Below are 26,108 nucleotides of genomic sequence, written 5' to 3'. Positions count from 1 at the left end.
TCAGTCTTCGTGGACGTCGAATTTACGATCCAGCTTGTTCATAGACCGCGCATACATGACGATCAGCACCAGGAACACATAGATGGCCCCTTGCTGCGCAAACCAGAAACCCAGCTTGAATCCGAAAAATTGAATGTGATTGAGTTCATCCACCAGCAGGATTCCGCAGCCATAGGAAACGGCGAACCAGATAGCCAGGTAGGTCAGAATCAATCGCAGGTTGGCAGCCCAATAGGCGCGGGCATTTTCTTCTTTCATTACTCGTCCCTCTGCGTCCTCGTTGTAGCGGGCTATCCACAAATCGGGATAGGCTCGCTATCAAGACTAGCCAAAGGGCACCGGCGGCACAGTATGACTTTAGTCGAAGCCCAGACAGATCGGGCAGACGGGATGGGGCGACGATATGGCTGACAGAAGAATCCGTCAGCATCGTGCCGACTTTGCGAAAAAGCACCGTCTATTGCGGTAGAGTCCCTGTCAGAATGCAGGTTTTCCGTTAAAATGCGCCCCCAGGCCCGGAACGGCCTGTCCACAGAACAACATTGGATGTCCCATGAAAATTGCGCGATGGATGATCGGCGCCCTTTTGGTAGCGGCTGTTGCTATCACCGTGTCACTCCAGCTATCCCCCTCACGGGATCACTGGCCCGTTGCCCAGGCTCAGTCTCAGGCTCAGCCCGGCGAGGTTACCCTTACCTTTCTCGGCACCAGCACCGTGCTGGTCAGCGACGGCACCACCCACTTGCTCACCGACGGCTACTTTTCCCGGGTCAGCATCCCCCAGCTTTTTGGCATGATCGAACCCAATCAGCAACGTATCGATAGCGCCCTGAAACAGGCGAACATCAGCGAGCTGGATGCCATCCCGGTTCTGCATTCCCATTTCGACCATGCCATGGATTCACCCATGGTGGCGCAGCGTACCGGTGCTCAGCTGCTGGGATCTGCGTCCACCGCCATGGTGGGCCGCGGTGGCGGCTTGCCGGAAGCACGCATCACCACGGTACAGACCCACCACCCTTACCGGTTCGGCGATTTCACGCTCTACTTTGTACCCGCCGGTCACGTGCCATTGCCGGCAGCCATCGAAAACTGGACCGGCAAGGGCGAGATTACCGAACCGGTAACGCCACCGGCGCCACTGGGCGCCTGGGAAGAAGGCACCAGCTACGGGCTGGTGATCAGCCACCCGGCCGGCAGCCTGCTTATTCAGGGTAGCGCCGGCATGCAACCCGGCGAACTGGACCGTTACCAGGCGGATTATGCGCTGCTGGCCAGCGCCAGCCTTGGCAAGCAAAGCGAGGCCTACCAGCAGGCATTCATGGAGGAAACCGCCCAGGCGGTGGGGGCGCACACGGTGATACCGGTGCACTGGGATGATTTTTTCGCAGAACTTCGTGACGACGTGGCGCCATTACCATGGGCACTGGACAATCTGGATGCCTCATTCCATGCCATGGCCGACCGTCATGATGGTGATTTCTTTGTGTTGCCGCCGTTCCAACGCTTTACCCTGACGCCGCCTACTTCGGCATCGGCACAGAGTTCTCCGGTGCCGGCAGAAACGGCGCCATAGCCAGAGGGTCGGATTCCCGCTTGATCTGCTCCAGCAGCACGCCAGCCTGGGGCCACTGACGACGCAAATAGCTGAGCCACTGTTTGACCCGTCCTGCCACCTGGGCATCAGTGCCTGTGCCGATAACATCGGCCAGGAACCGGCTCAACACCGGCGGGATATCCTCCCAGCGAGTAGCGCGGCTTTCATCCCGTAGCGCATTGACCAGCCAGGGATCAGCCACTGCGCCGCGACCCAACATCAAATCCTGACAACCACTTTCATGCTGACAGCGGCGGGCGTCTTGCGGAGTCCAGATCTCCCCGTTGGCAATCACCGGCAGCGATATGGCCTCACGGATATGGCTGATCCGGTCCCAGTAGGCCGGCGGTCGATAACCCTGACGCTTGGTGCGACCATGAACCGTCAGCCAGGCAGCCCCCGCCGCCTCCACCGCCCGGGCATTATCCAGTGCCAGCGCATCCTCCTCATTACCCAGGCGCATCTTCACCGACACGGTAATGGATGACGGCACCGCCCGGCGCACTGCCGCCGTGACGGCATGCACCACGTCCGGCTCATCAAGCAGCACAGCCCCACCACGATGGCGATTGACGGTTTTTGCCGGGCAACCGAAATTCAGATCGATGGCCGGCGCGCCCAGCTCCACCGCCCGGGCCGCATTCTCCGCCATACAGGCAGGGTCCGAGCCCAGCAGTTGAACATGCACAGGAATTCCCGCCCGGGTACGGGAGCCCTGTTTCAGCTCCGGACACCAGCGATAGAAGACACGCGGCGGCAGCAGCTGGCCGCTGACACGGACAAACTCGCTGACACACCAGTCATAACGGCCCACGTCGGTGAGAGCCTGGCGAACCCAGAAGTCAGCCAGGCCTTCCATGGGGGCAAGGATCAGTTTCATGGCGCGAATTCTAACAGAAAGCGTCGCCAGCTCCCCTGCTGTTTTCCGCTGAAATCAGCAGAGCACCACCACTTCCCGGCAATCCGACTACCCGAAAAACAGCAAAAAGACGCACTTCGAGACAACCGGTATCGGTCCACAAAACCCGTGATACTCCTGACATAAACGGGACCCGGTTTCTTGCACTTCCGGTTTTCCTTTGCCAAGGTGAACCTCAATGTTCGTGAAAAATGGAAGATTTTGCGGGCATTGTTTCACCGCCAACCAGACATGAGGGTACACAATGACCATTCGATCACTAGCAGGCGCCGTCGCAGCCACGGTGATGATGGCGTCACTGGCAGCATGTAGCGATAACGCTGAAGAGCCCGCCGCCAGCGCCGAAGCACAGGGACAGAACTGGCGCTATGCCCACGAAGAATACGAAGGTGATGTGCAGGATGTTTTCGCACACAAGTTCAAGGAATACATCGAAGAAAACTCGGCACATACGTTACAGATTCATCGCTTTGGTGAGTTGGGTGAATCCGACGACATCATGGAACTGACCCAGGCCGGCGTCCTGCAATTCGTCAACCAGTCACCGGGCTTTACCGGCTCCCTGATCCCCGAGGCACAGATTTTCTTCATTCCTTACCTGCTGCCGGTGGAATCCGAAAAAGTGGTTACCTTCTTTGAGGAAAGCAAAGCCATCAACGAGATGTTTCCCAAGCTCTACGCCGAACAGGGCCTGGAACTGCTGACCATGTACCCGGAAGGGGAAGTGGTCATCACAGCGGATGAGCCAGTGACGTCGCCGGAAGGTTTCCAGGGCAAGAATATTCGTACCATGACCAATCCTCTGCTTTCCGAAACCTACCAGGCTTTCGGTGCCACCCCGACTCCCCTGCCCTGGGGCGAAGTGTACGGTGCACTGCAGACCAATATCATTCAGGGGCAGGAGAATCCGATTTTCTGGATCCAGTCCGGCGGGCTCTATGAAGTGTCGCCAAACCTGATTTTCACCGGCCATAACCAGTTCACCACGGCCATGATGGCCAACCAGGAATTCTTCAACGGCTTGTCTGAGGAAGATAAAGAACTGGTTCGCAATGCCACCGATCATGCCTTTGAACATATTGCAGACTACGTGCCCGGTCTTGGCGAAAAAATGCTCGACAAGATTCTTGAGGACAGTGACGAGGTTACCGTCACCCGTCTGAGCAAAGAACAGCGTCAGGCATTCCGGGAACGGGCTCCGCAGGTGGAAAACCGGTTCGTGGAAATGACCGGTGAGAGCGGCGCCGAACTGCTTGAGCAGTTCAAGGCTGACCTTGAAGCTATTGAAAAAGAATAACAGGCAATACCACGCCGGGGCCGAACAGCTCTGCGGTCGGCTCCCGGCGACCGATCAATTCCGGAACCCTGAATAGCAGTACAGGATTCCACGGGGTTCCCCGGCAACACCAGAATCACCACAAGCCGGGGGCGCGGATCAGGATGATCCGCTCAACCGGTAATTGCAGAAGGACGCAATCATGAACGATGGGGCACCATCACCGCAGAAGTCCACCCTGCCAGGCTTTCTCGGCACCCTCGACAACGGCATCGCCAAAGTCGAAGCCGTTATTCTCGCTACCGGCGTTCTGCTCATGGCCATCAACACGGTGGCAAACGTCGTAGGCCGTTTCGTTCTTGGCGAAAGCCTGCACTTTTCCGAAGAGCTGAACCGCATCCTGATCGTCATGATCACCTTTGCCGGACTGGGTTATGCAGCCCGACATGGTCGTCATATTCGCATGTCCGCCATCTATGATGTGTTCCCGACTACGGTCCGCCGGTGGATGATGATTCTGATCAGTTTCGTCACCTCCGCGATCATGTTTTTCCTTTGCTGGTATTCGGTCAGCTACATCTACTCGGTGTATAGCAGCGGCCGGGTGCTACCCACTCTGGGCTTTCCCATTTATCTGATTTATCTGTGGGTACCGGTGGGTCTCACTGTCACAGGCATTCAGTACTTCATGGCCGGGATAAAGAATATTTTCTCCCGGGACGTGTACCTGTCCACCACGGTGCTGGATGGTTACGACGAACAAGAAACGGAGATCTGACTGATGATGGCCTGGATCATGTTTCTCGTCATGCTGGTGCTGTTGCTGTTCGGGTTTCCGATGATGGTACCGCTGATCGTCGGCGCCGTGGTCGGCTTCGTGATGATGTTCGACGGTTTCGATCGCATGGATTTCTTTATCCAGCAAATGCTCGCTGGCATTCGCCCGACGGCCCTGATAGCGGTGCCCATGTTCATCCTTGCCGCCGACATCATGACCCGCGGCCAGTCTGCCAATCGGCTGGTTAACATGGTGATGGCCTTTATCGGCCACATAAAAGGAGGCCTGGCGGTCAGCACCGCCGCCTCCTGCACCCTGTTCGGGGCGGTGTCTGGCTCTACCCAGGCCACTGTGGTTGCCGTTGGCTCACCGCTGCGACCGCGCATGCTGGAATCGGGTTACAAGGATTCCTTTACTCTGGCGCTGATCATTAACGCCAGCGATATCGCTTTTCTGATTCCGCCCAGCATCGGCATGATTATTTACGGGGTGATTACCGGCACCTCCATCGCCGAACTGTTTATCGCCGGCATTGGCCCCGGCCTGCTCATCCTGCTGATGTTCTCCGCCTACTGTGTGGTCTACGCCCATATCCAGAAAGTACCCACCGAACCCAAGGCCAGCTGGAATGAACGCTTTTCCTCGGTGCGAAAAGCGCTCTGGCCTCTAGGTTTTCCCGTCATCATTGTCGGGGGTATCTACGGCGGCATTTTCAGCCCCACGGAAGCGGCCGCGGCTTGTGTGCTGTATGCGGTCATTCTGGAGTTCGTGATTTTCCGATCACTCAAGGCCATGGATATCTATGCCATTGCCAAGTCCACCGGCCTGATCACCGCAGTGGTGTTTATTCTGGTGGCAGTCGGCAACGGCTTCTCCTGGATTATCTCCTTTGCCCAGATCCCGCAGACCTTGCTCGGAGCCGTGGGTATCAATGAAGCCGGCCCTTTCGGCGTATTGATGGCCATTGCCGTGGCCTTCTTTATTGCCTGCATGTTTGTGGATCCCATCGTGGTGATCCTGGTCCTCACCCCCATTTTCGCGCCGGCAGTGGCCTCTGCCGGTCTCGACCCGGTACATGTGGGGATACTGATCACCATGATGGTGGCGGTCGGCTCGGCTACGCCGCCCTTTGGCTGTGACATCTTTACGGCCATCGCCATTTTCAAACGCCCGTACTGGGAAGTGATACGAGGCACTCCACCTTTCGTCATCATGCTTCTGGCAGCCACGCTGCTGGTTATCGTGTTTCCACAGATCGCCTTATCCCTGCGAGATCTGGTCTTCAACTAACTGGAGCGAGGAATAACTCCCCGCAAGGAGGCAGTTATGTACCAAAGGATTCTGGTTCCCGTGGATGGCTCCCAGGGCTCGCTCAAGGCGCTGGACCATGCCGCCAAGCTGCAGCAGGACAACGATGCCGAGCTGTATCTGCTCTGCGTCTTCAAACACCACAGTCTGTTCGAGGCGTCCCTTTCAATGGTTCGCCCCAACGATGTGCAGCTGCCGGATGATGCGCTGAAGGAATATGCCTCTTCCGTTGCAGACCAGGCAAAACAGCTGGCCTCCGACGCCGGTGCCAAACAGGTGAGGGCCTTCGTCAAGGGAGGCAGGCCCTCCCGGGCCATTATCCGTTTTGCCAAGGACAACAATGTGGACCTGATCGTGATGGGTTCACGGGGCACCAGTGGCGATGTGGACGGCTACTTTCTGGGCAGTGTTTCCCAGCGGGTCGCCAGCCTGTCGCACTGCCCGGTACTGATTGTCTGAATTTAAAACAAAAGAAGGGAGCTCAAGGATGAAATACCCATACACTCTGCCGCTCAGCGCGGCGCTGCTCACCGGCATGGCCACCCTGCCCGCCAATGCGGAACTGACGGTGACCCCCTACGGTTCATTGCGCATCCAGGCGGAAGCGGTTTCCGTGGATGAAGCCCAGCCCGGAGAGGACGACTCCTATACCGGCCTGCGAGACGCCTATTCGCGGCTCGGCGTCAGCGCTATCTACAACGACTTCGACAACGTGGATATCACTGCCACGCTGGAATTTCCGATCAACTCTGCCCGTCTGCGTGCCGAGGACCCCACCTTCTTTCATGAACTCTATAAAGAAGACAACAACAGCATGCCGCGGGTGGCGACGATTTCTGCGGCCCATGATCAATACGGCAGCGTGACGGTGGGCACCCAGTGGCTGGCCTACTACAACAACGTGGCCTACCCGGTGGATTTCTTCAGTTCGTTCTATTCCGGTTATGCCACCCAGGCCGCCTTTCGCCGCGACGCCCTGACCTATACCTCGCCGAGCATGGCCGGAATCACCGCCACGGTCTCCGGGGTGGACATGACAGACGAAGCCGGCACCAGCTACCTGGATACCATGCAATATGCCCTGTCCTGGTCAGTGGATAACCTGACACTGGCAGCTGCCTATCAGGACACCGAACAGGACTCAGGTGACCGCCCGGATCAGGTCGGCGCGTCAGCCACGTACACCACCGGGCCCTGGCGTTTTGCGGCCAAGGTGGAACAACTGCTGTCCCACAGCAGCGTCACCGTCGATGACGATCCCGTCACCTACAACCTGTACGGCTCCTACAGCTGGAACAAGTACACCTTCAAGGCCATGTACGCTCAAGGGGAAGAGTCCGACGGAGAAGGGGAAGCCTTTTTCCAGGGTGATTCCGTCCATGTGGGCATGGACTACCAGCATACCGAGGCGCTCAAGTTCTTCGCCGAATACTTCTATGAAGAGCTGGGCTACGCCATCTACACCCCCAACTCGGACAGCTTCAATCCGTTGGCTGGCTACCAGGTACAAAGCGACGGACAGGTCTTCACGGTGGGGCTGCGCTACGATTTCTGAACGCGACGGCACGGCTTAAAACGTAACAGGCCGCGCCCAGCCAGGGCGCGGCCTGTTACGTTGTTTATGCTTGGGGGTTACGCTGTTGCCGCTTTGAGAGGATCCCCGCCGGTGACGCAGACTAAACGCCATAGCTTAGGAGATCAGAGGAAGAAGCTGCCTGCGGCCTCCGGCGGGCATTTCACTATAAGCAAGCCGCCGCCAGCACCGGAACCCCCTGTTTAGAACCATTTGGAATCAATCCCCTCCTGCTTCTGAAATCCCGTGTTTACCCTTTCATTATCAGCCACTTGCAACCCATCAAAAAAATCGAACAATGGACCATCGGGCCCCCGCAGATCGGTAGATAGCAATTGATTCACTACCGCCTGTGCATTACTGTTCCCGCCGGATGCACTGACCCAGACCGCCCAAACTGCCTTTCTGACTGCTATCATCGCACCTGTGAATAGCTCAGCGCGTTTTGGTGACACACTCAGGCTAGGAGATACCCATGGCAAAGCAGGCAGCCCCCGCGCTGGAAACCTCACTGGACAATCTGGAATCCCTGGTGGAACGGATGGAATCCGGTGACCTGACCCTGGAAGAATCCCTGAAAGCCTTTGAAGAAGGGGTTCGCCTGTCCCGGGAATGCCAACAGGCCCTGCAGCAGGCCGAGCAGAAGGTACGTATTCTGCTGGAGCAGAACACTGACGCCGAGCCGGCTCCTTTTGCCGGTGAAGATAATGGCCAGTAGCTTCCCCGCCCTGGACCAGCTTGGTGAAATCAGCCGGGCCCGCCTGGAGCAGGCACTGGATACCTTCGTGCCTGCCGCCAGCGCCGCACCGCGGCTGAGCCAGGCCATGCGCTATGCCGCACTCAGCGGCGGTAAGCGAATTCGCCCGCTACTGGTCTACGGCGCCGCCCAGCTGGCCGGGGCCAAATCTGGCAAAGCCGATGTGCCCGCCGCCGCGGTAGAATTGATCCATGCCTATTCGCTGGTCCACGACGACCTGCCAGCCATGGACGACGACGATCTGCGTCGGGGCCAGCCCACCTGTCACAAGGCTTTCGACGAGGCCACCGCCATCCTCGCCGGCGACACCCTGCATACCCGTGCTTTCGAATTGCTCGCCAACAGCGGCCATTACCGCGCAGAAACCCGCATCGCCATGATCCAGCACCTGTGTCTGGCCGCCGGCGTGGACGGCATGGCCGCCGGCCAGATGCAGGACATGCTCGCCCAGGGCCAGCAGCAGACTGTCGCGGCACTGGAAGAAATGCATTATCTGAAGACCGGTCGGCTTATCACTGCCAGCCTGCAACTGGGCTATTTCGCCGCGGAAGTGGACGCCCCTGCCCTGCTCGATGACCTGAACCGGTTTGGCGATGCCATCGGCCTGGCCTTCCAGATACAGGACGATATTCTCGATATCACCGCCGGCACCGAGCAGCTGGGCAAACCCTCCGGCTCCGACCAGAAACTGCAGAAAAGCACCTTTCCCTCCCTGCTTGGTCTGGAACAGAGCCAGCAGCGGGCGCGGGAACTGTGCCAACAAGCCCAGCAGACCCTGGCCGGCTATGGAGAACGCGCCCAACCATTGCAACAATTGGCACAATACATCATCTCCCGCGATCACTGACGCCTGACGCCCGGTGAAGGTATACTAGGCACTCATTTCGCCGTGCATTTCAGGCTGCATACCTCTATGCCCAAGACATTTACGCAAATCCCGCTGACTCGCCCGGCCACTCCGCTGCTGGACACTCTGACCAGCCCCGCCGAGTTGCGACGGCTGCCAGCCACCCGGCTGGAGCAGGTGGTGGACGAACTGCGTGAATACCTGCTTTATGCGGTGGGCCAGTGTGGTGGACACTTCGGCGCCGGCCTGGGCGTGGTGGAGCTGACCGTCGCCCTCCACTACCTGTACAACACCCCCGACGACCGGCTGGTATGGGATGTGGGCCACCAGTGCTACCCTCACAAGATTCTCACCGGCCGCCGCGAAGGCATTACCAGTATCCGCCAGCAGGATGGCCTGTCCGGTTTTCCCAAGCGTAGCGAATCCGAGTACGACACCTTTGGTGTGGGCCACTCCTCCACCTCCATCAGCGCGGCCCTGGGCATGGCGTTGGGCGCGGAAATGGCGGGCAGCGACCGTCGTGCCGTGGCCATCATCGGTGACGGCGCCATGACCGCCGGCCAGGCCTTCGAGGCCATGAGCCACGCCGCCCACACCCGCTCCAACCTGCTGGTGATCCTCAACGACAACAACATGTCGATTTCCCACAATGTGGGAGGCCTGTCCAACTACTTCGCCCGCATCTGGGCCAGCAAGAGCTATATCGCCCTGCGCGAAGGCGGCAAGAAGGTGCTCTCCACCATGCCGGCGGCCTGGGATTTTATCCGCCGTACCGAAGAAAGCATGAAGAACATGGTGAGCCCGGACATGCTGTTCGAGGCCATCGGCTTCAACTACATCGGTCCCATCGACGGCCATAATGTGGACGAACTGGTGCGCACCCTGGGCAACATGCGCGCCCTGGAAGGGCCGCAGTTACTGCATATCTACACCACCAAGGGCAAGGGCTTCGCCCCCGCCGAAGCGGACCCGGTGGGCTACCACGCCATCAACAAGATCGAGCCCAAACCGAAGGTACAGGTGGCCGTCCCCAGCCAGCCGAAGAAACCCAAGTACCAGGACATCTTTGGCCAGTGGCTGTGCGACATGGCCGAACAAGACAAACGCCTGGTGGGCATTACCCCGGCCATGTGCGAAGGCTCCGGCATGGTGGAATTCAGCCAGCGCTTTCCGGACCGCTTTCATGACGTGGCGATCTGCGAACAGCACGCGGTAACCCTGGCCGGCGGCCTGGCCTGCGAAAAGCAGAAACCGGTGGTGGCGATCTACTCCACCTTCCTGCAGCGCGGCTACGACCAGCTGATCCATGACGTGGCCCTGCAGGATCTGGATGTAACCTTCGGCCTGGACCGGGCCGGCCTGGTCGGCGAAGACGGCGCTACCCATGGCGGCGTGTTTGACCTGGCCTACCTGCGCACCGTGCCCAACATGATCATCGCCGCCCCCTCCGACGAGAACGAGTGCCGGCAATTACTGTATAGCGCCTACCAGCACGAAGGCCCGGCGGCAGTGCGCTACCCCCGCGGCACCGGGCCCGGCGTAGAGATTGAAGAGACCATGGAAGCCCTGCCCATCGGCCAGGCGCGTACCCTGCGCGACGGCCAGCAGGTGGCGATCCTGGCCTTCGGCGCCCTCACCCCGGCAGCGCAGGAAGCGGGAAAGGCGATCAATGCCACGGTGCTGGATATGCGCTGGGTGAAGCCTCTGGATCGTGACGGCATCCTCAAGGCAGCCGCCAGCCACACCCTGCTGGTGACCGTGGAAGACCACCAGCGTATGGGCGGGGCCGGCTCGGCAGTGAACGAGCTGCTTCACGAGGAAGGTCTGCTGGTGGATGTGCTCAACCTGGCCCTGCCGGATCACTTCATCCACCACGGCAAGCGGGATGTGCTACTGGCCGAGGCCGGACTGGATGCCCAGGGTATCGAGACGCAAATACGCACCCGCCTGAGCGAACAGCAACGCCTGCGCGAAGCACGCTGAAGAGGCCTCCGACGCTAGTCAGCGCAAGGGCGCCGCTTTCGCATCAACCGGTTTTTGATTCTTTGCGTTCGGCGTCTGGCGTCGAGCATCAGGCGATTCACCTGTCATCCTTGACCAGCCGCACCCTGGGTGGCGGTTCATACAGTCGCCAGGTGTCCCGGCCGCTTTGTTTTGCCTGATACAGGGCGCGGTCCGCCGCATCCAGCAGGGCCCTTGCGGTCTGTTTCGGGCTGGGGGTCAATACGGCCACGCCCACGCTGACAGTGACTTCGCCGGTGCCGGGATTACAGGCATGAGGCATTGCCAGAGCGCGTATCGAGCGGCATACCCGTGAGGCCAGTTGTTGTGCCTCGGTGTCAGCAATGCCGGGATAGAGCAACACGAATTCCTCACCACCGAAGCGTGCCACCACGTCGCCACCCCGTCGCCCGTAACGCCGCAGTTCATTGGACAGCTGCTGAAGACAGCGGTCTCCCTGCAGGTGTCCGTAATGGTCGTTGTAGGCTTTGAAGCAGTCCACATCCACCAGCATGATCGTCAGCGGTTGCTGCTCACGCTGGCAGCGGCGCCATTCCCGATCCAGGGCCTCATCAAAGGAACGCCTATTGGCAAGCCCGGTCAGGCTGTCTTCCCGACTGAGCCGATGGAGCCGTTCGGCCAGCGCCTGGGTGCGTTGTTGCTGGCGCAGCAATTGCCGCTGATTGAAAAACAGCAGGCGATCTCGCACTTCGGAGGTATAGCACAGGAACATCCCCAGCAGGCTCACCCCGGTATAGGTACGGTGGGTCACCTGCCAGTCCACTCCGTGGCCGAAGCGCTCAGACAGCCACCAACCCAGCAGCCCCCCTCCCCAACACGCCGCTACCGCCACCGGGAAGCGCAGGCCCACCATCGCGTAAACAATCACCAACGCATAGATCACCGACACATGGGCCAGCTGGACGGAGACCGATCCATCAATGAAACCAGGGATGGCCATGGACACCGCCACCGCCAGAAAACTTCCCAGCCCCGCATACCAGGGAAAATAACGATTCAGGGCCGACACCTGGGCAAGACCGCCAGCCACCAGCACGATGACCCCTACCCAGATATAGGTCGCCAGCCAGCGGCCACGTACCGCTTCCGGCGCCAACGCATAGATACCGGAGATCAGAAGGAGATAAAGCAGAAGAATATAAAAGGCATTAACCCGGAAACCTTCCACGGCTTCCCGGCACTGATATTCACGATATTCCGTTTCCAGGCGCCGGGGAAAGCGTAGCCAGCGCACCCCCGGCACCACCACCCGTCTGGTACGGGGATCGGTATCCGACATGGCAAATCCCTGCCTGCGGTTGGTCAGTTATTATCCATTCAGGCTAAAAGCTAACCCGGTGTGGCGCTATCCTTTTCGTGCCAGCGGTAGTGACAAAACGATATTAGGGCAATTCAAACCAGTGCAACAAGACACATACCGGCGACCTGCAACCTCTGCCCACCCTGGCGACGTTTCCTGCGATTGCTCAGGTAAACCACTGCGGCAGGAAAACAATCAGCAGCTGTACCACCACCGCCGCATACACCCCGGCCAGCAGGTCGTCCACCATGATCCCCAGCCCGCCTTCCACGCGACGGTCCAGCCAGCCGATGGGCCAGGGCTTGATAATGTCGAACACCCGGAAAGCCACGAACCCCGCCAGCGCCCCCCACCAGGTCACCGGCACCGCAATCATGGTGATCAGCAGGCCAGCGATTTCATCCCAGACAATACCCGGGTGATCGTGTACGTGCATGTCATGGGAGGTTTTCCCACACAGGAACGGGCCTACTGCGATCACCAGCGCCGTCACCAGCAGATAGCCCCACAGCGGCAGCTGGGCACATAGCCACCAGATCGGCATGGCAGCCACCGTGCCGAAGGTCCCCGGCGCAATGGGCGCCAGGCCCGAGCCAAAGCCGAAGGCAAGAAAGTGGACCGGGTTTGTCATCTTCGGGCGTTTCAGTTCCATCGACATCTCTCGCTTGTACGCAACACGCAACATGCGTCACCCCACATGCCGACAAGCCCGTGTGCGTTACTCAAAAATGCTGCCAGCCAGTGGCGTGCAACGTCGTTATTGTTCCGTCCCGGCCTGCCAGTCGCAGGCCCTCCTGCTGCTCCACCGTGCCCAGACAATAGCAGCCCGGCGGCAGGCTTTCCTGCGCTGGCAGGGTAAAAAGCAGCAGGTAATCATCGCCACCCTGGAGCTGCAGGCGACGTTGTTCTGCCTCGCTGCAACCGGCCAGCACCGCACTGCCCAGCGGCAGGGCATCTTCCTGCAAACAGGCCCCCAGACTACCGGACGCGGCCAGAATATGGCCCAGGTCCGCCAGCACCCCGTCGGAGATATCAATGCAGGCCGTAGCGCGACCACGCAGCGCCAGCCCCAGACTGAGTTGCGGAGACGGACGCCGGAAATGATCGATGGCGGCACCGCTGCGCATCCCCTGTTGCCATTGCTGCAAACCCAGCAGGCCTGCCCCAGTGACACCGCCCACACAGATGCGATCGCCTGGCTGCGCGCCATCACGCCGCAGGGCCTGCCCCGGCGGCACCGCCCCGGTGGCCTGAATGGAAACAGACAGCGGGCCCCGGGTCACGTCGCCCCCCACCAGGGAGATGCCGGCCTGGTCCGCCAGGGTAAACATGCCATCGGCAAAGCCGGCCAGCCAGCCTTCATCCACGTCGGGTAGCGTCAGCGAAAGCAGAAACCAGAGGGGATCGGCGCCCATCGCCGCCAGGTCGGACAGATTCACCGCCAGGCAGCGATAGCCCACATCGGCGGCATCCATGTCGTCAGGGAAATGGCGACCGGCCAGGCTGGTGTCCTGGGTCATCACCAGTTGCTGACCGGCAGGGGGAGTCAGGATGGCCGCATCATCACCGGGGCCGAGCACCACGCCGGTATCAGGGCCGTGGTGACCATGGCGATGAAAGTAGCGCCGGATCAGGGAAAACTCATCCAGGCTCTGCGGCTTTGGGGTGTCTGTCATGGGAGAAGCATAGCGCGCAGGGAGCCCTGCGCGCATCCGCTCAATCGCGGAAAGGACGTTCTGACGCTTCCTGGTAGCGCAGCTTGCGCGCCAGCTTGTCGAGTACGCCGTTGACGTACTTGAAGGAATCGTCGGCGCCGAACACCTTGGCCAGTTCGATCCCTTCGTTGATCACCACCCGATAGGGTACATCCAGGCGCTCTTTCAGCTCGTAGGCGCCGAGTCGCAGGATCGCTTTCTCGATCTGGGACAGCTCCTCTACCCGACGATCCAGATAGGGCGTCAGCAGCTCGTCGAGCTCTTTCACCTGGGCCGGCACCCCGTGCAGCAGGTCATGGAAGTACTCGCGATCTGCCTTGGCAAAATCCTGGTTAGCCAGGAACTGGGCTTCGATGTCGCTCACGGCGGCACCGGCCAGCTGCCATTGATACAGGGCCTGCATGGTGAATCGGCGCGCCTTGCGGCGGGCACTGGGTGTGGAAGGATTGTTCATGCTGCCTCAACGTCAGGAAGTGGTGCGGGACGCCTGCGCCCCGCGCCGCGTCCCGAATAATTACAGTGCCTTAAACAGGGAGACCATTTCCAGCGCGCTCATGGCCGCTTCGGCACCCTTGTTGCCGGCCTTGGTGCCGGAACGCTCGATAGCCTGCTCGATGGTATCCACGGTCAGTACGCCGAATACCACCGGCACACCCGTGGCGTTCTGCACAGAGGCAATACCCTTGGCCGCTTCGCCGGCCACATATTCGAAGTGGGCGGTGCCACCGCGAATCACCGCACCCAGGGTGATCACTGCGTCGTAGTCACGCTTTTCGATGATCTTCTTCACTGCCACCGGCATTTCCCAGGCACCAGGTACACGGATGATCTCGATGTCATCGGGGCTGACGCCGTGACGAACCAGCGCATCCACCGCGCCTTCCAGCAGGGCTTCCACCACAAAGCTGTTGAAGCGGGCCACGACGATGCCGTAACGGCCGCCCACATTATTCAGAGTGCCTTCCAGGGTTTTGATGTTTTGCATGTTTATTCCTCGCTAACACGCTCCACGCTGGCAAGCCTCACGCGTGCAAGCGTGGAGCATGTTGCGTGCAAGCGTTAATTTAACTGTCTGCTTCCACATACTCGGTGATTTCCAGATCGAAACCACTGAGCGCATTAAACTTCATTGGCGAGCTGAGCAGGCGCATCTTGCGCACTCCCAGGGCCTTGAGAATCTGGGAGCCGGTACCGATGTTGCGGTAGGCGCGGGATTCCCCTTTGGGTTTGCTGGCCGTGCCGCCGAAGAAGGCTTCCAGCCGCTCCACGGTATCCTGGGATTCATAATCCTGACCCAGAATAATCACCACGCCGGCATCCGCCTGGGAGACAGATTCCAGAACGCGATGCATGTTCCAGCCGGTGCGGCCGTTCATCTTGGCGCTCATCAGATCTCGCAGGGGATCCACCTGATGCACCCGAACGGTCACTTCCTTGTCTTCGCTGATCTCACCTTTGACCAGGGCCACATGAGTCAGACCATCCACGGTGTCGCGGAAGGCGACCAGACGGAAATCACCGTACCAGGTATCCAGCGTGTTATCGGACATCAACTCGATGGTTTTCTCGTTGAGCGCGCGATACTGGATCAGGTCGGCAATGGTGCCAATCTTCAGGTCGTGCTCCTTGGCAAACACTTCCAGGTCTTCACGACGGGCCATGGAGCCATCGTCGTTCATCACCTCACAGATCACCCCGGCAGACTCGCAACCGGCCAGCATGGCCAGGTCGCAGGACGCTTCGGTATGACCAGCGCGACGCAGCACGCCACCCGGCTCAGCCATCAACGGGAAAATGTGGCCAGGCTGGACGATGTCATAGGCGCGGGCATTACGGGCAACGGCGGCCTGCACGGTGCGGGCACGATCGGCAGCGGAAATCCCGGTGGTGACCCCTTCACGGGCCTCAATGGACACAGTGAACTTGGTACCGAAACCACTGCCGTTGCTCTGTACCATCAACGGCAGTTCCAGCAGCTCACAGCGTTCCCGGGACATGGGCATACAGATCAGACCACGGCCGTAGCGGGCCATGAAATTGATGGCCTCGGCGGTGACATGCTCGGCGGCCATCACCAGATCGCCCTCGTTTTCCCGGTCTTCATCATCCATCAGGACAACCATCTTGCCCTGGCGGATGTCTTCGATCAGTTCTTCAATACTATTGAGCTGCATAGTGGTACTCGACCTATCAAGCGTGGAAGCAAACTGCACTTCCTCTGCATTTTTCACCGGTGATGAGCTGCAAGCTACAAGCCGCAAGCTACAAGGAAAACCAGTGCAAACCCTGTCTTTCCGGTACGCGATATTCGCGCACTCAAGCCTGCAATTGATGGCAACTCGCTTTTATCGCGTTGAAGCTTGTCGCTTGCAGCTTGTTTCTGGCGGCGTCAGCCGCCTTTCAAAAACCCGTTTTCGGCCAGAAATGCCATGGAGATACCTTCCGCATTCGGCTCGGCGGCCTTGTCGCCCAGCAACAGGCGCTCCAGATAGCGGGCGATTATATCAACTTCCAGGTTCACTGGCGTCCCCACCTGCCATTGACCAATAGTGGTGACATCCTGGGTATGGGGGATGATGTTCAGGGAAAACACCGCGCCGTCCACACTGTTCACCGTCAGGCTGATGCCATCCACGGTAATCGAGCCCTTGTGGGCAATGTAGCGGGCCAGCTCCGCCGGGGCTTCGATATCGATGCGCACCGAGCGGGCATCCTGCTTCATCTGCACGATCTTGCCCAGGCCATCCACGTGGCCGCTGACCAGATGACCGCCCAGCCGGGTGGTCGGTGTCAGGGCTTTTTCCAGGTTCACCTGGCTGCCCACAGCGATCTGCTTGAGGGAGGTCAGCGACAGGGTCTCCCCGGACACATCCGCCTCAAAAGCTCCGCCGGGCAGCGCCGTGGCGGTCAGGCAGACGCCGTTAACGGCAATGGAATCCCCCAGCTGCACATCGGAAAAATCCAGCGCATCGCTCTTGATCAGCAACGTCACGTCGCCCCCCTTCGGGGTCATGGCCGCGACCTGGCCCATGGCTTCAATAATGCCGGTAAACATGGAAATGCCTCTTGATGTCACACTGTAGGAGCCATGCTTGCATGGCTCCTACAGCGGTGTCTGAATCACGCCGGAACCAGCGTCAGGCGCAGGTCATCACCGACCTGGCGCACATCCTGCCACTTCAGCGATACCTTCTCGCTCATGCTGGCAAGCTGCGGCAACCCCAGCAGAGGACGGGACGATGAGCCCAGCAGGGCCGGCGCCATATAGACGATCAGCTCGTCGAAAAGCCCCTCGCGAACGAAGGCCCCGGCCAGCGTGGCGCCACATTCTACCAGTACTTCGTTGCATTCGCGCCGGTTCAGTTCGATCAGTAACTGTTGCAGGTCGATCCCGGACCCGGAGGCGGGCAAAAGCATCACCTCGGCACCGGCGGATTCCAGGGCATTCTGCCGCCCGGGATGCTGTTCGCCTGCCACCAGCAGGCAATGGCCCGGGGCACTGACCACCGGCACATCCGGCGGAGTCTGCAGGGTACGATCCAGGATCACCCGCAGGGGCTGACGCACGCGGTCACTGCCCCCCGAGTGTTGCTGATAGTCGGTCAGGGCCCACTGCTGCGGGCGAACCGTGTAGGAAGGCCGGTCCGCCAGTACGGTGCCGACACCGGTAATCACCGCAGAGCTGCGGGCGCGCAGGCGCTGCACATCCTCGCGGGCCGCCGGGCCGGTAATCCACTGGGATTCGCCACTGGCCATTGCCGTGCGGCCATCCACACTGGCGGCAATCTTGATGCGCAGGTAGGGCCGCTGGCGTGTCATGCGCGAGATAAAGCCCGGATTCAGCGCCCGCGCGTCGGCTTCCAGCAGACCAGAGGCGGTTTCAATACCCGCTGCCGCCAGCGTTTGCATGCCATTACCGGCCACCTGGGGATTCGGGTCTTCCATGGCAGCCACCACCCTGGCCACCCCGGCAGCCACCAGCGCATCCGCGCAGGGCCCGGTACGACCGGTGTGGGAACAGGGCTCCAGGGTCACATAGGCAGTGGCCCCGCGGGCCCGATCACCCGCTGCTGCCAGGGCATGACGTTCGGCATGGGGCTCGCCGGCACGGGCATGAAACCCTTCCCCGACAATCTCACCATCGCGCACCAACACACACCCCACCCGCGGGTTGGGGTCGGTGGTGTAGAGGCCCTGCTCTGCCAACTGCAGGGCACGGGCCATATATTGATAATCCAGACGCGTAAACATGGCAGGCATTCTACTGGATGCCGGCGCCCGGTGCCGCAACAAAGCGATCCGCATCTTCCACAAAATCCGCCAGCACCGCTCTGCCCTCGTTAGCCATGAACTGCTGGAACGCCTGCGCCACAATCGACAGTTTTTTCCCGGAAGGCCGCACCAGGTACCACTGGGTGACAATGGGCAGGCCCACTACCTTCAGCGGCGCCAACCCCACCCAGCCACCCAGATTGAGGGTATGGGCGGAGAGAATGGAAATACCCAGCCCGGCCATCACCGAATGGCGGATGGCCTCATTGCTTTCCACCGTCATCTTCACATTCAGCTGCTTGCCCTGTTGCTGCAGGTAGTGCTCGATGGCGTGACGGGTGCCGGAGCCGGGTTCGCGCATCAGAAAGGGCTCGCCGGCGATGTCATCCAGGGTCAGATGGTCACGGCGGGCCAGCGGGTGATTTTCCGCGGCAATGGCCACCAGCGGATTATCCAGAAAGGCACTGGAGATCAGCGGGCGGCCGCCGGGAACATGACTGAAGACGCAGAAATCATCCAGCCCCTGCTCCAGCCGCTCGATGATCTGCTCACGGTTGCCCACATGGAAGGACACTTCCACGCCGGGGTACAGGGCACAGAAAGGCCCCAGCAGATGGGGCACGAAGTACTTGGCCGTGGTGACCACCGCCAGGCGCAGGGTGCCGGCCTTGAGTCCGCGCAAATCCGCCAGGGTCATATCCAGATGCTCGAACTCCTCCAGCACCCGGCGGGCGCTGGCCACCGCCGCCAGGCCGGCATCGGTAAAACGTAATTTGCGGCCCTGTTGCTGGTAGAGCGGCATGCCCATGGCATCCACCAGTTTGCGCAGCTGCATGGATACCGTGGGCTGCGTCAGATGCAGCATTTCCGCCGCCCCGGTTACGGTGCCCGCCTCATGCACTGCCAGCAGGATCTCCAGTTGCCTCAGGGTACCCACGCGGGCATGTAACCGGCTCATGATTAGACCTTTATCTATATAAAACCTAGATAGTATCTATTTTTATCTAATATTTCTCTCTCTGATAATGGCCTCCGATTTCACCCGGAGGTCCCATGCCACAACACTCTCGACAGCGTTTTTTCATTCTCTTCGTTGCCCTGCTCAACCTTGGACTGGCCACGGCCCTCATCGCCAACGGGCACGCCGGCCTGCCACTGGGAGTCATCGGCATCGCCTTGCTGCCCCTGGCATGGCTGGCAGGGCGCAACCCGGCCGCCGCCACTGACGCCCAGCGAGGCGGGGATAGCTATGCAGCTTGATGCGGTAGTGCTTTTCTTCGTGCTGGGGCTGGCTGCCGGGATATTGAAGGTTCGCCTTCCCTTTCCCGGCGGGCTTTATCAGACCCTGACCCTGTTCCTGCTACTGGCCATCGGCCTGAAGGGTGGCGCCGCCCTGGCGGAGCACGCCAGCCTGCGGATTGTCCGGGAATCGTTACTGGTGGTGGGCTTCGGTGTGGTTCTGCCGTTAATGGCCTTCCCGCTGCTACGCTATGTGGGCGGCCTGAACCGGGTCAATTCAGCCGCCATTGCCGCCCACTATGGCAGCGTCAGTGTGGCCACCTATGCTGTCGCCGTGGCAGTGCTGGATGCCGCTGGCGTGGCCTACGAGCCCTACTTTCCGCTGTTTGTGGTGTTGCTGGAGATTCCCGCCATCATTGTCGGCCTGGTGCTCGCAAAAGGTTTGTCCGCCGGCCTGGCCAGCCGCAAGCTGGCCCATGAAACCCTGCTCAGCCCGGGGATCGTGTTGATGGTGGGCGGCCTGCTGATCGGTGCCTTCGCCGGCGATAGCCTGAGCAAGATCTCCCCCTTCTTCATGGAGCTGTTCCAGGGCGCCCTGGCGCTGTTCCTGCTGAAGATGGGCCTGATTACCACGGAACAACTGGGCGCTCTCAAGCAGGACGGCCCGTTCCTGACCGCCTTCGGCGTCTTCATGCCGCTAGTGGCGGGCGGACTGGGCGCCCTGCTGGGCCAGGGGCTCGGCCTGTCGGTGGGCGGCATCACCCTGCTGGCGGTACTGGGGGCCAGCGCGTCCTACATCGCGGTGCCCGCTGCCATGCGCGTCGCCCTGCCCCAGGCCAACGCCACCCTGTCCATGGCCGCGTCACTGGGCATCACCTTTCCGTTCAATGTGCTGGCAGGTATCCCGTTGTATCTGCTGCTTGCCCAATGGCTGCACGGCAGCTGAGCATCCTTCTTGCAGCACAACGAAAAAAGCCACCGGTCACGTCCGGTGACCGGTGGCTTTCCAATGTTCAACTCAGAGACTAGTCGTCTTTCTTGTCACTTCTCCCGCGCAGGCGATCCACTTCCGCGGAAAACTCGGAAATGTCCTGAAAGCTGCGATACACGGACGCGAAACGCACATAGGCCACATCGTCCAGTTGCTGCAACTCTTCCATCACGAACTCACCCAGCTCCCGGGCCGGCAACTCACGTTCCCCAGTGGCGCGCAAGCGGTGACAGACACGACTGATCGCCGCCTCCAGATCCTCCATGCTCACCGGCCGCTTCTCCAGCGCCCGCAACATGCCGGCCCGCAACTTGGCTTCATCAAACGGCTGACGGGTCCCATCGGACTTCACCAGCCGCGGCATCACCAGCTCGGCGGTCTCGAAGGTAGTAAAGCGTTCGTTGCAGCTAAGACACTCACGCCGACGACGCACCTGCCCGCCATCCGCGACCAGACGGGAGTCGATCACTTTGGTGTCTTGGGCGGCACAGAATGGACAGAACATCGGGAACCTCAAAATAGTTAACAGTGAACAGTTAATAGTTAACAGCTAAAACCCGTTAACTACGAGCTTTTGTGGTTCTGATAATGGCAATTAGAACGCGTAAAATTTCACGGCAATCCGATTGCAGCGATAAACCCGCTTCTTCACTGAAATACCCTGAATCCAACAGCAGGTCTATCCAGTAGTCGGTTTCATTCGCCTCTTTCAAAGCAATATGCATTTTATGAATAAAGTCCGCTTTACTTTCTGCATATTCCGCTTCACGGATCAAAGCACCAATAGCCGTGCCGCAACGTAAAAGCTGCTTACTCAGCACGTATTCCCGTCTCTGGCTCTGCAGAAACTCGCAACACTTCACGATCCTTAACGCAAAAGCGCGGGATTTCTCCCGCGCCACATGCCGGTCAGCCATCCATGCCCCCGGTTTTCGCTGTTAACTATTCACTGTTAACTTTTCACTGCCTTTATCTTTCGTACACCGGCAAACGCGCACAAATCTCTTTCACTTTCCCCTTCACGGTCTCGATCACGGACTCATCGCCCATGTTATCGAGGATGTCGCAGATCCAGCCGGCCAATTCTTTGGCATCGGCTTCGTTAAAGCCGCGACGGGTGATGGAGGGCGAGCCGATGCGCAGGCCGGAGGTGACGAACGGGGAACGCGGGTCGTTGGGGACGGCGTTCTTGTTCACGGTGATGTTGGCGCTGCCCAGGGCGGCATCCGCATCTTTACCAGTGATGTCCTGCTTGATCAGGCTGAGCAGGAACAGGTGGTTTTCGGTGCCGTTGGAAACCACATCAAAGCCACGCTCGATGAACACGCCGGCCATGGCCTGGGCGTTCTTCACTACCTGCTGCTGGTAGCCTTTGAAATCGGCCTGCATGGCTTCCTTGAAGCAGATCGCCTTGGCGGCAATCACGTGCTCCAGAGGGCCACCCTGACCACCGGGGAATACCGCAGAGTTGATCTTCTTCTGAATGGCTTCGTTGGTCTTGCCCATGATCAGGCCACCACGGGGACCACCCAGCGTCTTGTGGGTAGTGGTGGTGGTGATATCGGCGATGCCAACCGGGCTCGGGTAGACACCCGCAGCAACCAGGCCGGCCACGTGGGCCATGTCCACCAGCAGGATGGCACCCACTTCGTCGGCGATGTCACGGAAACGCTGCCAATCCACCACTTGGGAGTAGGCGGAGAAGCCGGCCACGATCATCTTCGGCTTGTGCTCACGGGCCAGGGCTTCCACCTGGTCGTAGTCGATCAGACCGGTGTCGTTGTCCAGGCCGTACTGCACCGCGTTGTAGGTCTTGCCGGAGAAGTTCGGCTTGGCGCCGTGGGTCAGGTGGCCACCGGCGTCCAGGCTCATGCCCAGTACGGTGTCGCCGGGCTGCAGCATGGCCATGTAGACCGCGCCGTTGGCCTGAGAACCGGAGTGCGGCTGCACGTTGGCCCAATCGGCACCAAACAGCTCGCAGGCCCGATCGATGGCCAGCTGCTCGACCACGTCCACATTCTCGCAACCGCCGTAATAGCGCTTGCCCGGGTAGCCTTCCGCGTATTTGTTGGTCAGCACGGACCCCTGGGCTTCCATGACCCGTGGAGACGCGTAGTTTTCAGAGGCAATCAGCTCGATATGCTCTTCCTGGCGAACTTCCTCGGCCTCAATGGCCGCCTGGATTTCCGGATCGAACTCGGCGATGGACATGGATTTCGGGAACATGGGCTACCTGTCAGCATGCAAAGAGATGGGTTGGGGCGCGTATTCTACCCAAAAGCCAGCGGCTTGGCACATGAAGGCCTTTCATTTCTCCATGACCAACTTTCATTGCTCCAGCCCGTTCATCGCCCCCTGGTTGAGACCTGTATCACACTTATTGCCAACAGCGGAGCAGGCTGCCTACACTGTTGACCACGGGCAATACCCATAATAATTCTAAGGGAAAGCAGCATCGGGTGAATGCCGGGCACCTGTTTCACCCCGGATAATGCCGCGAAACGTGCTGCGGGGAGCGCCATGGAACGAGCCATAAACAATGCTGCAGAGGGCACCGCGGAAGAGCTTCTTGAGTTTATCGGGGACATTTATGAAGCCTCATACCACCCCGAACACTGGAAAGTGGTCATTACCGAGCTGTGCCGACGCCTGAATGCCAAGTCCGGCGGCATCCACGTGGAGGACTACCACCAGAAGACCCGCTACATGATGGCCTGTTACGGGCTGCCCAAAGTGGCCGAGTTATCCTACCGGCTGGGCATGGCCAAATATGATCCCATCTATCAGATCCAGAGCCTTCGCCCCATCGGCAGGGCCGGCCTGGTCTGCCGACATGATGAGGCCCGCCTGGCCCACCCGCTCTACTACCGGCTGATCGCCAAACCCAACGATCTGGGCTACGTGGCCGCCATCAGCTTTTTCAACGATGACCACTGGCATGTAGGCATTGGCGTTCACCGCTCCTTCAAGGCGGAGCCCTTCGGGAAACGGGAACTGCAGCTGCTCGATCAGCTGGCCCCCCATTTCCAGCGGGCCTTGCTGATCCAGCGTCAGTTGCACCTTCAGGAAAGCCGGGCACAAACACTCCAGTACGCCCTGTCCAAAGTCATGCTGGGCACTGTCATCATCGACCGGGACAACCGCATTCGCTACTGCAATGACCTGGCCACCCTTCTGCTGGACACCCATCCCGCCCTGGTGCAGACGCCGCAGGGATTCAAGGCGCATTACCCGGAAGATGACCTGAAGCTTCAGGAAATGCTGCTACGCCTGCGCGAAACTCCAGGCCTCGACCCCTGGCCACAGGATCAGGCGATTGGATTGCGCCACCCGGAGCGCAGCCATCCTCTTACCGTGATTGGTGTGCCCTGCCACGAGGCGCCTCACTCACAGTTTGGCCCAGCGGAACCCGGGCTGGTGGTGCTTTACCTGTCAGACCCCGGTGCTTCCTTTAATGCCTCCGAGGAGCAACTGATCCAGACGTTTGGCCTGACCCGCAAAGAGGCCGGCATCGCCATTGCTCTCACCAACGGTCTGGATCTCAAGGAAATCAGCAACCAGAAAGGCGTCAGCCTGGCCACCGTACGGACCCAGCTGAAAGGCATCTTCCACAAGCTCGGGGTCAACAAGCAGCAGGATATCATCCGGATCCTGCTCGGCAGCGGCATTGGCAACTCGCCGCACTAGGGAGCCTGCAACTGCTCATCTCCTGATCCTCCGGGGCCCACAGCCTTTCACTCGGCGCCGCTTTCCGTTAGCTTAGGCGCCATTCCGACGGGGTCCGCTGGGCCCCGTACACTCAATGACACTGCGGTCGGAGTTTATGAGCCAGTACATCTTCACCATGGACAAGGTGGGCAAGGTTGTCCCGCCGAAAAAGCACATTCTCAAAGATATCTCCCTGTCCTTCTTCCCCGGCGCCAAGATCGGCGTACTGGGCCTGAACGGCTCGGGTAAATCCACCCTGCTGCGCATCATGGCCGGGGTGGACAAGGATTATCTGGGTGAAGCACGGCCGCAGCCGGGCACCAATATCGGCTACCTGCCCCAGGAGCCGGAACTGGACCCGAGCAAGAATGTCCGCGAGATCGTGGAAGAAGCCCTGTCCGAGATCCTCAGTGCCCAGCAGCGGCTGGACGAAGTCTATGCCGCCTACGCGGAAGAAGATGCGGATTTCGACAAGCTGGCCGCCGAGCAGGCCAAGCTGGAAGCCATCATCGAAACCAGCGATGCCCATAACCTGGAGCGCAAGCTGGAAATCGCCGCCGACGCCCTGCGTCTGCCGCCCTGGGATGCCAGCGTCGAGCACCTGTCCGGTGGTGAACGCCGCCGGGTGGCCCTGTGCCGCCTGATCATGAGCGCCCCGGACATGCTGCTGCTGGATGAGCCCACCAACCACCTGGACGCGGAATCCGTGGCCTGGCTGGAGCGCTTCCTGCACGAGTTTCCCGGTACCGTGGTGGCGGTGACTCACGACCGCTACTTCCTGGACAACTCCTGCGAATGGATTCTGGAACTGGACCGCGGCGAAGGCATCCCCTGGAAAGGCAACTACTCCTCCTGGCTGGAACAGAAAGAGAAACGCCTGGAACAGGAAGCCAAATCCGAGTCCGCCCACCGCAAGACGGTAGAGAAGGAATTGGAATGGGTACGCCAGAACCCCAAAGGCCGGCGCAGCAAGAACAAGGCCCGGGTGAGCGCATTCGAGGAACTGGCCAGCCAGGAATTCCAGAAACGCAACGAAACCCAGGAGCTCTATATCCCACCGGGTGATCGTCTCGGCGAGCAGGTGTTCGAGTTACACGGTGTGGGCAAGCAGTTCGACCACAAACTGCTCTACGAAGACCTGAGTTTCCAGATTCCCCGTGGTGCCATCGTCGGCATTATCGGCCCCAACGGTGCCGGTAAAACCACCCTGTTCCGCATGCTGGCGGGCCAGGAAACCCCGGATAGCGGTGAAATCGTTACCGGCGACACCGTACAGATGGCCTACGTGGACCAGAGCCGCGAAGACCTGGACAGCAAGAAAACCGTCTGGGAAGAAGTGTCCGAGGGCAACGATATCCTCAAGATCGGCAACTACGAGGTCCCCAGCCGCGCCTACCTGGGTCGCTTCAACTTCAAGGGTGGCGATCAGCAGAAACGGGTCGGCGATCTGTCCGGCGGGGAACGAAATCGTCTGCACCTTGCCAAACTCCTCAAGCAGGGCGCCAACGTGCTACTGCTCGATGAGCCCACCAACGATCTGGATGTGGAAACCCTGCGGGCCCTGGAAGAAGCCCTGCTGGCCTTCCCCGGCTGTGCCATCGTGATTTCTCACGATCGCTGGTTCCTGGATCGGGTCGCGACGCATATTCTCTCCTTTGAGGGGGACGCACGGGTAGAATGGTTTGAAGGCTCCTATACCGAATACGAGGAGTTCAAGCGCAAGCAACTGGGTGATGACGCCCTGCAACCCAAGCGCATGAAGTACAAGCGTATCGAGGTGTAAGGCGAGAGAAGGCCACCCCGGCA

Annotated in this window: 27 protein-coding genes; 13 read left to right on the top strand and 14 right to left on the bottom strand. The window is 60.0% G+C overall.

Annotated elements, in window-relative coordinates:
* Positions 1-258, bottom strand: a complete 258-nt coding sequence (locus tag ACMG4N_RS05815) for a DUF4212 domain-containing protein (RefSeq protein ID WP_297769931.1) — start codon at positions 256-258, stop codon at positions 1-3.
* 295 nt (positions 259-553) lie between these two features.
* Here ACMG4N_RS05815 and ACMG4N_RS05810 point away from each other — a divergent pair, with 295 nt between their 5' ends.
* Entirely contained in the window at positions 554-1,576 is a 1,023-nt protein-coding gene (locus ACMG4N_RS05810; RefSeq protein WP_414433082.1) for an MBL fold metallo-hydrolase, read from the top strand.
* On the opposite strand, the gene ACMG4N_RS05805 is transcribed toward ACMG4N_RS05810, so the two are convergent.
* Positions 1,524-2,486 (bottom strand): tRNA dihydrouridine synthase, encoded by a 963-nt coding sequence (locus ACMG4N_RS05805; RefSeq protein WP_414433306.1) that lies wholly within the window; start codon positions 2,484-2,486, stop codon positions 1,524-1,526. The two genes, ACMG4N_RS05810 and ACMG4N_RS05805, sit on opposite strands and share 53 nt — an antisense overlap.
* Positions 2,487-2,802: 316 nt before the next feature.
* Here ACMG4N_RS05805 and dctP point away from each other — a divergent pair, with 316 nt between their 5' ends.
* From dctP to dxs, 8 genes are all read left to right on the top strand, one after another.
* Positions 2,803-3,813 carry a TRAP transporter substrate-binding protein DctP gene (gene dctP, locus ACMG4N_RS05800; RefSeq protein ID WP_297770824.1) on the top strand — a complete coding sequence of 337 codons (1,011 nt, stop codon included), beginning with the start codon at positions 2,803-2,805 and terminating at the stop codon, positions 3,811-3,813.
* Between the two features lie 181 nt (positions 3,814-3,994).
* Positions 3,995-4,570 (top strand): TRAP transporter small permease, encoded by a 576-nt coding sequence (locus ACMG4N_RS05795; RefSeq protein ID WP_297769925.1) that lies wholly within the window; start codon positions 3,995-3,997, stop codon positions 4,568-4,570.
* 6 nt (positions 4,571-4,576) lie between these two features.
* Positions 4,577-5,860: a TRAP transporter large permease gene (locus ACMG4N_RS05790; protein WP_297770821.1), complete on the top strand. Its 1,284-nt coding sequence runs from the start codon at positions 4,577-4,579 to the stop codon at positions 5,858-5,860.
* A gap of 36 nt (positions 5,861-5,896) precedes the next feature.
* Positions 5,897-6,337 carry a universal stress protein gene (locus ACMG4N_RS05785; RefSeq protein ID WP_297769922.1) on the top strand — a complete coding sequence of 147 codons (441 nt, stop codon included), beginning with the start codon at positions 5,897-5,899 and terminating at the stop codon, positions 6,335-6,337.
* Positions 6,338-6,365: 28 nt separating this feature from the next.
* Positions 6,366-7,433, top strand: a complete 1,068-nt coding sequence (locus tag ACMG4N_RS05780) for a porin (RefSeq protein WP_297769920.1) — start codon at positions 6,366-6,368, stop codon at positions 7,431-7,433.
* Between the two features lie 493 nt (positions 7,434-7,926).
* Entirely contained in the window at positions 7,927-8,169 is a 243-nt protein-coding gene (locus tag ACMG4N_RS05775; protein WP_035244971.1) for an exodeoxyribonuclease VII small subunit, read from the top strand.
* Positions 8,159-9,055: a polyprenyl synthetase family protein gene (locus ACMG4N_RS05770; RefSeq protein WP_297769914.1), complete on the top strand. Its 897-nt coding sequence runs from the start codon at positions 8,159-8,161 to the stop codon at positions 9,053-9,055. Before ACMG4N_RS05775 ends, ACMG4N_RS05770 begins: the two co-directional genes overlap by 11 nt.
* A gap of 66 nt (positions 9,056-9,121) precedes the next feature.
* Positions 9,122-11,038, top strand: a complete 1,917-nt coding sequence (gene dxs, locus ACMG4N_RS05765; RefSeq protein ID WP_297769911.1) for a 1-deoxy-D-xylulose-5-phosphate synthase — start codon at positions 9,122-9,124, stop codon at positions 11,036-11,038.
* A gap of 97 nt (positions 11,039-11,135) precedes the next feature.
* Here the strand turns inward: dxs and ACMG4N_RS05760 are convergent, their stop codons facing one another.
* From ACMG4N_RS05760 to ACMG4N_RS05720, 9 genes are all read right to left on the bottom strand, one after another.
* Positions 11,136-12,356 (bottom strand): diguanylate cyclase, encoded by a 1,221-nt coding sequence (locus ACMG4N_RS05760; RefSeq protein ID WP_297769907.1) that lies wholly within the window; start codon positions 12,354-12,356, stop codon positions 11,136-11,138.
* Positions 12,357-12,543: 187 nt separating this feature from the next.
* Positions 12,544-13,029 (bottom strand): phosphatidylglycerophosphatase A, encoded by a 486-nt coding sequence (locus tag ACMG4N_RS05755; protein ID WP_297769904.1) that lies wholly within the window; start codon positions 13,027-13,029, stop codon positions 12,544-12,546.
* Between the two features lie 70 nt (positions 13,030-13,099).
* On the bottom strand, positions 13,100-14,053 hold the full coding sequence (gene thiL, locus ACMG4N_RS05750) for a thiamine-phosphate kinase (protein ID WP_414433081.1): 954 nt from the start codon (positions 14,051-14,053) through the stop codon (positions 13,100-13,102).
* 40 nt (positions 14,054-14,093) lie between these two features.
* Positions 14,094-14,546 carry a transcription antitermination factor NusB gene (nusB, locus tag ACMG4N_RS05745; protein WP_035244976.1) on the bottom strand — a complete coding sequence of 151 codons (453 nt, stop codon included), beginning with the start codon at positions 14,544-14,546 and terminating at the stop codon, positions 14,094-14,096.
* A 60-nt stretch (positions 14,547-14,606) separates the two neighbouring features.
* Positions 14,607-15,077, bottom strand: a complete 471-nt coding sequence (gene ribE / locus ACMG4N_RS05740) for a 6,7-dimethyl-8-ribityllumazine synthase (protein WP_290539409.1) — start codon at positions 15,075-15,077, stop codon at positions 14,607-14,609.
* A 79-nt stretch (positions 15,078-15,156) separates the two neighbouring features.
* Positions 15,157-16,266 carry a bifunctional 3,4-dihydroxy-2-butanone-4-phosphate synthase/GTP cyclohydrolase II gene (gene ribBA / locus ACMG4N_RS05735; RefSeq protein ID WP_297769893.1) on the bottom strand — a complete coding sequence of 370 codons (1,110 nt, stop codon included), beginning with the start codon at positions 16,264-16,266 and terminating at the stop codon, positions 15,157-15,159.
* Between the two features lie 215 nt (positions 16,267-16,481).
* Entirely contained in the window at positions 16,482-17,147 is a 666-nt protein-coding gene (locus ACMG4N_RS05730) for a riboflavin synthase (protein WP_297769890.1), read from the bottom strand.
* Between the two features lie 65 nt (positions 17,148-17,212).
* On the bottom strand, positions 17,213-18,343 hold the full coding sequence (gene ribD, locus ACMG4N_RS05725; RefSeq protein WP_414433080.1) for a bifunctional diaminohydroxyphosphoribosylaminopyrimidine deaminase/5-amino-6-(5-phosphoribosylamino)uracil reductase RibD: 1,131 nt from the start codon (positions 18,341-18,343) through the stop codon (positions 17,213-17,215).
* Positions 18,344-18,353: 10 nt separating this feature from the next.
* Entirely contained in the window at positions 18,354-19,322 is a 969-nt protein-coding gene (locus tag ACMG4N_RS05720; RefSeq protein ID WP_297769884.1) for a LysR family transcriptional regulator, read from the bottom strand.
* Positions 19,323-19,417: 95 nt separating this feature from the next.
* Here ACMG4N_RS05720 and ACMG4N_RS05715 point away from each other — a divergent pair, with 95 nt between their 5' ends.
* On the top strand, positions 19,418-19,624 hold the full coding sequence (locus ACMG4N_RS05715; RefSeq protein ID WP_414433079.1) for a hypothetical protein: 207 nt from the start codon (positions 19,418-19,420) through the stop codon (positions 19,622-19,624).
* Positions 19,614-20,549 (top strand): sodium-dependent bicarbonate transport family permease, encoded by a 936-nt coding sequence (locus ACMG4N_RS05710; protein WP_414433078.1) that lies wholly within the window; start codon positions 19,614-19,616, stop codon positions 20,547-20,549. Before ACMG4N_RS05715 ends, ACMG4N_RS05710 begins: the two co-directional genes overlap by 11 nt.
* 79 nt (positions 20,550-20,628) lie before the next feature.
* Here ACMG4N_RS05710 and nrdR read toward each other — a convergent pair whose 3' ends face one another.
* From nrdR to glyA, 3 genes are read right to left on the bottom strand one after another with little or no spacing between them, the layout of a single operon-like run.
* On the bottom strand, positions 20,629-21,099 hold the full coding sequence (nrdR, locus tag ACMG4N_RS05705) for a transcriptional regulator NrdR (RefSeq protein ID WP_335627137.1): 471 nt from the start codon (positions 21,097-21,099) through the stop codon (positions 20,629-20,631).
* A 55-nt stretch (positions 21,100-21,154) separates the two neighbouring features.
* The gene (locus ACMG4N_RS05700; protein ID WP_414433077.1) at positions 21,155-21,511 is read right to left on the bottom strand and encodes a four helix bundle protein; all 357 of its coding nucleotides are present in this window, start codon (positions 21,509-21,511) and stop codon (positions 21,155-21,157) included.
* A 52-nt stretch (positions 21,512-21,563) separates the two neighbouring features.
* Complete coding sequence (gene glyA, locus ACMG4N_RS05695; protein ID WP_297769873.1) at positions 21,564-22,820, bottom strand: serine hydroxymethyltransferase; 1,257 nt, start codon at positions 22,818-22,820, stop codon at positions 21,564-21,566.
* 294 nt (positions 22,821-23,114) lie between these two features.
* Between glyA and ACMG4N_RS05690 the strand changes: the two genes are divergently transcribed.
* Positions 23,115-24,281, top strand: a complete 1,167-nt coding sequence (locus ACMG4N_RS05690) for a helix-turn-helix transcriptional regulator (protein WP_414433076.1) — start codon at positions 23,115-23,117, stop codon at positions 24,279-24,281.
* A 136-nt stretch (positions 24,282-24,417) separates the two neighbouring features.
* A complete protein-coding gene (ettA, locus tag ACMG4N_RS05685) occupies positions 24,418-26,085 on the top strand; it encodes an energy-dependent translational throttle protein EttA (protein WP_035244986.1) in 1,668 nt (555 codons plus the stop codon).
* Positions 26,086-26,108: the final 23 nt, after the last annotated feature.

The sequence above is a fragment of the Alcanivorax sp. IL2 genome, assembly GCF_047495475.1.
Taxonomy (GTDB): Bacteria; Pseudomonadota; Gammaproteobacteria; order Pseudomonadales; family Alcanivoracaceae; genus Alcanivorax.
This window is presented reverse-complemented; position numbering and strand designations above follow the sequence as displayed.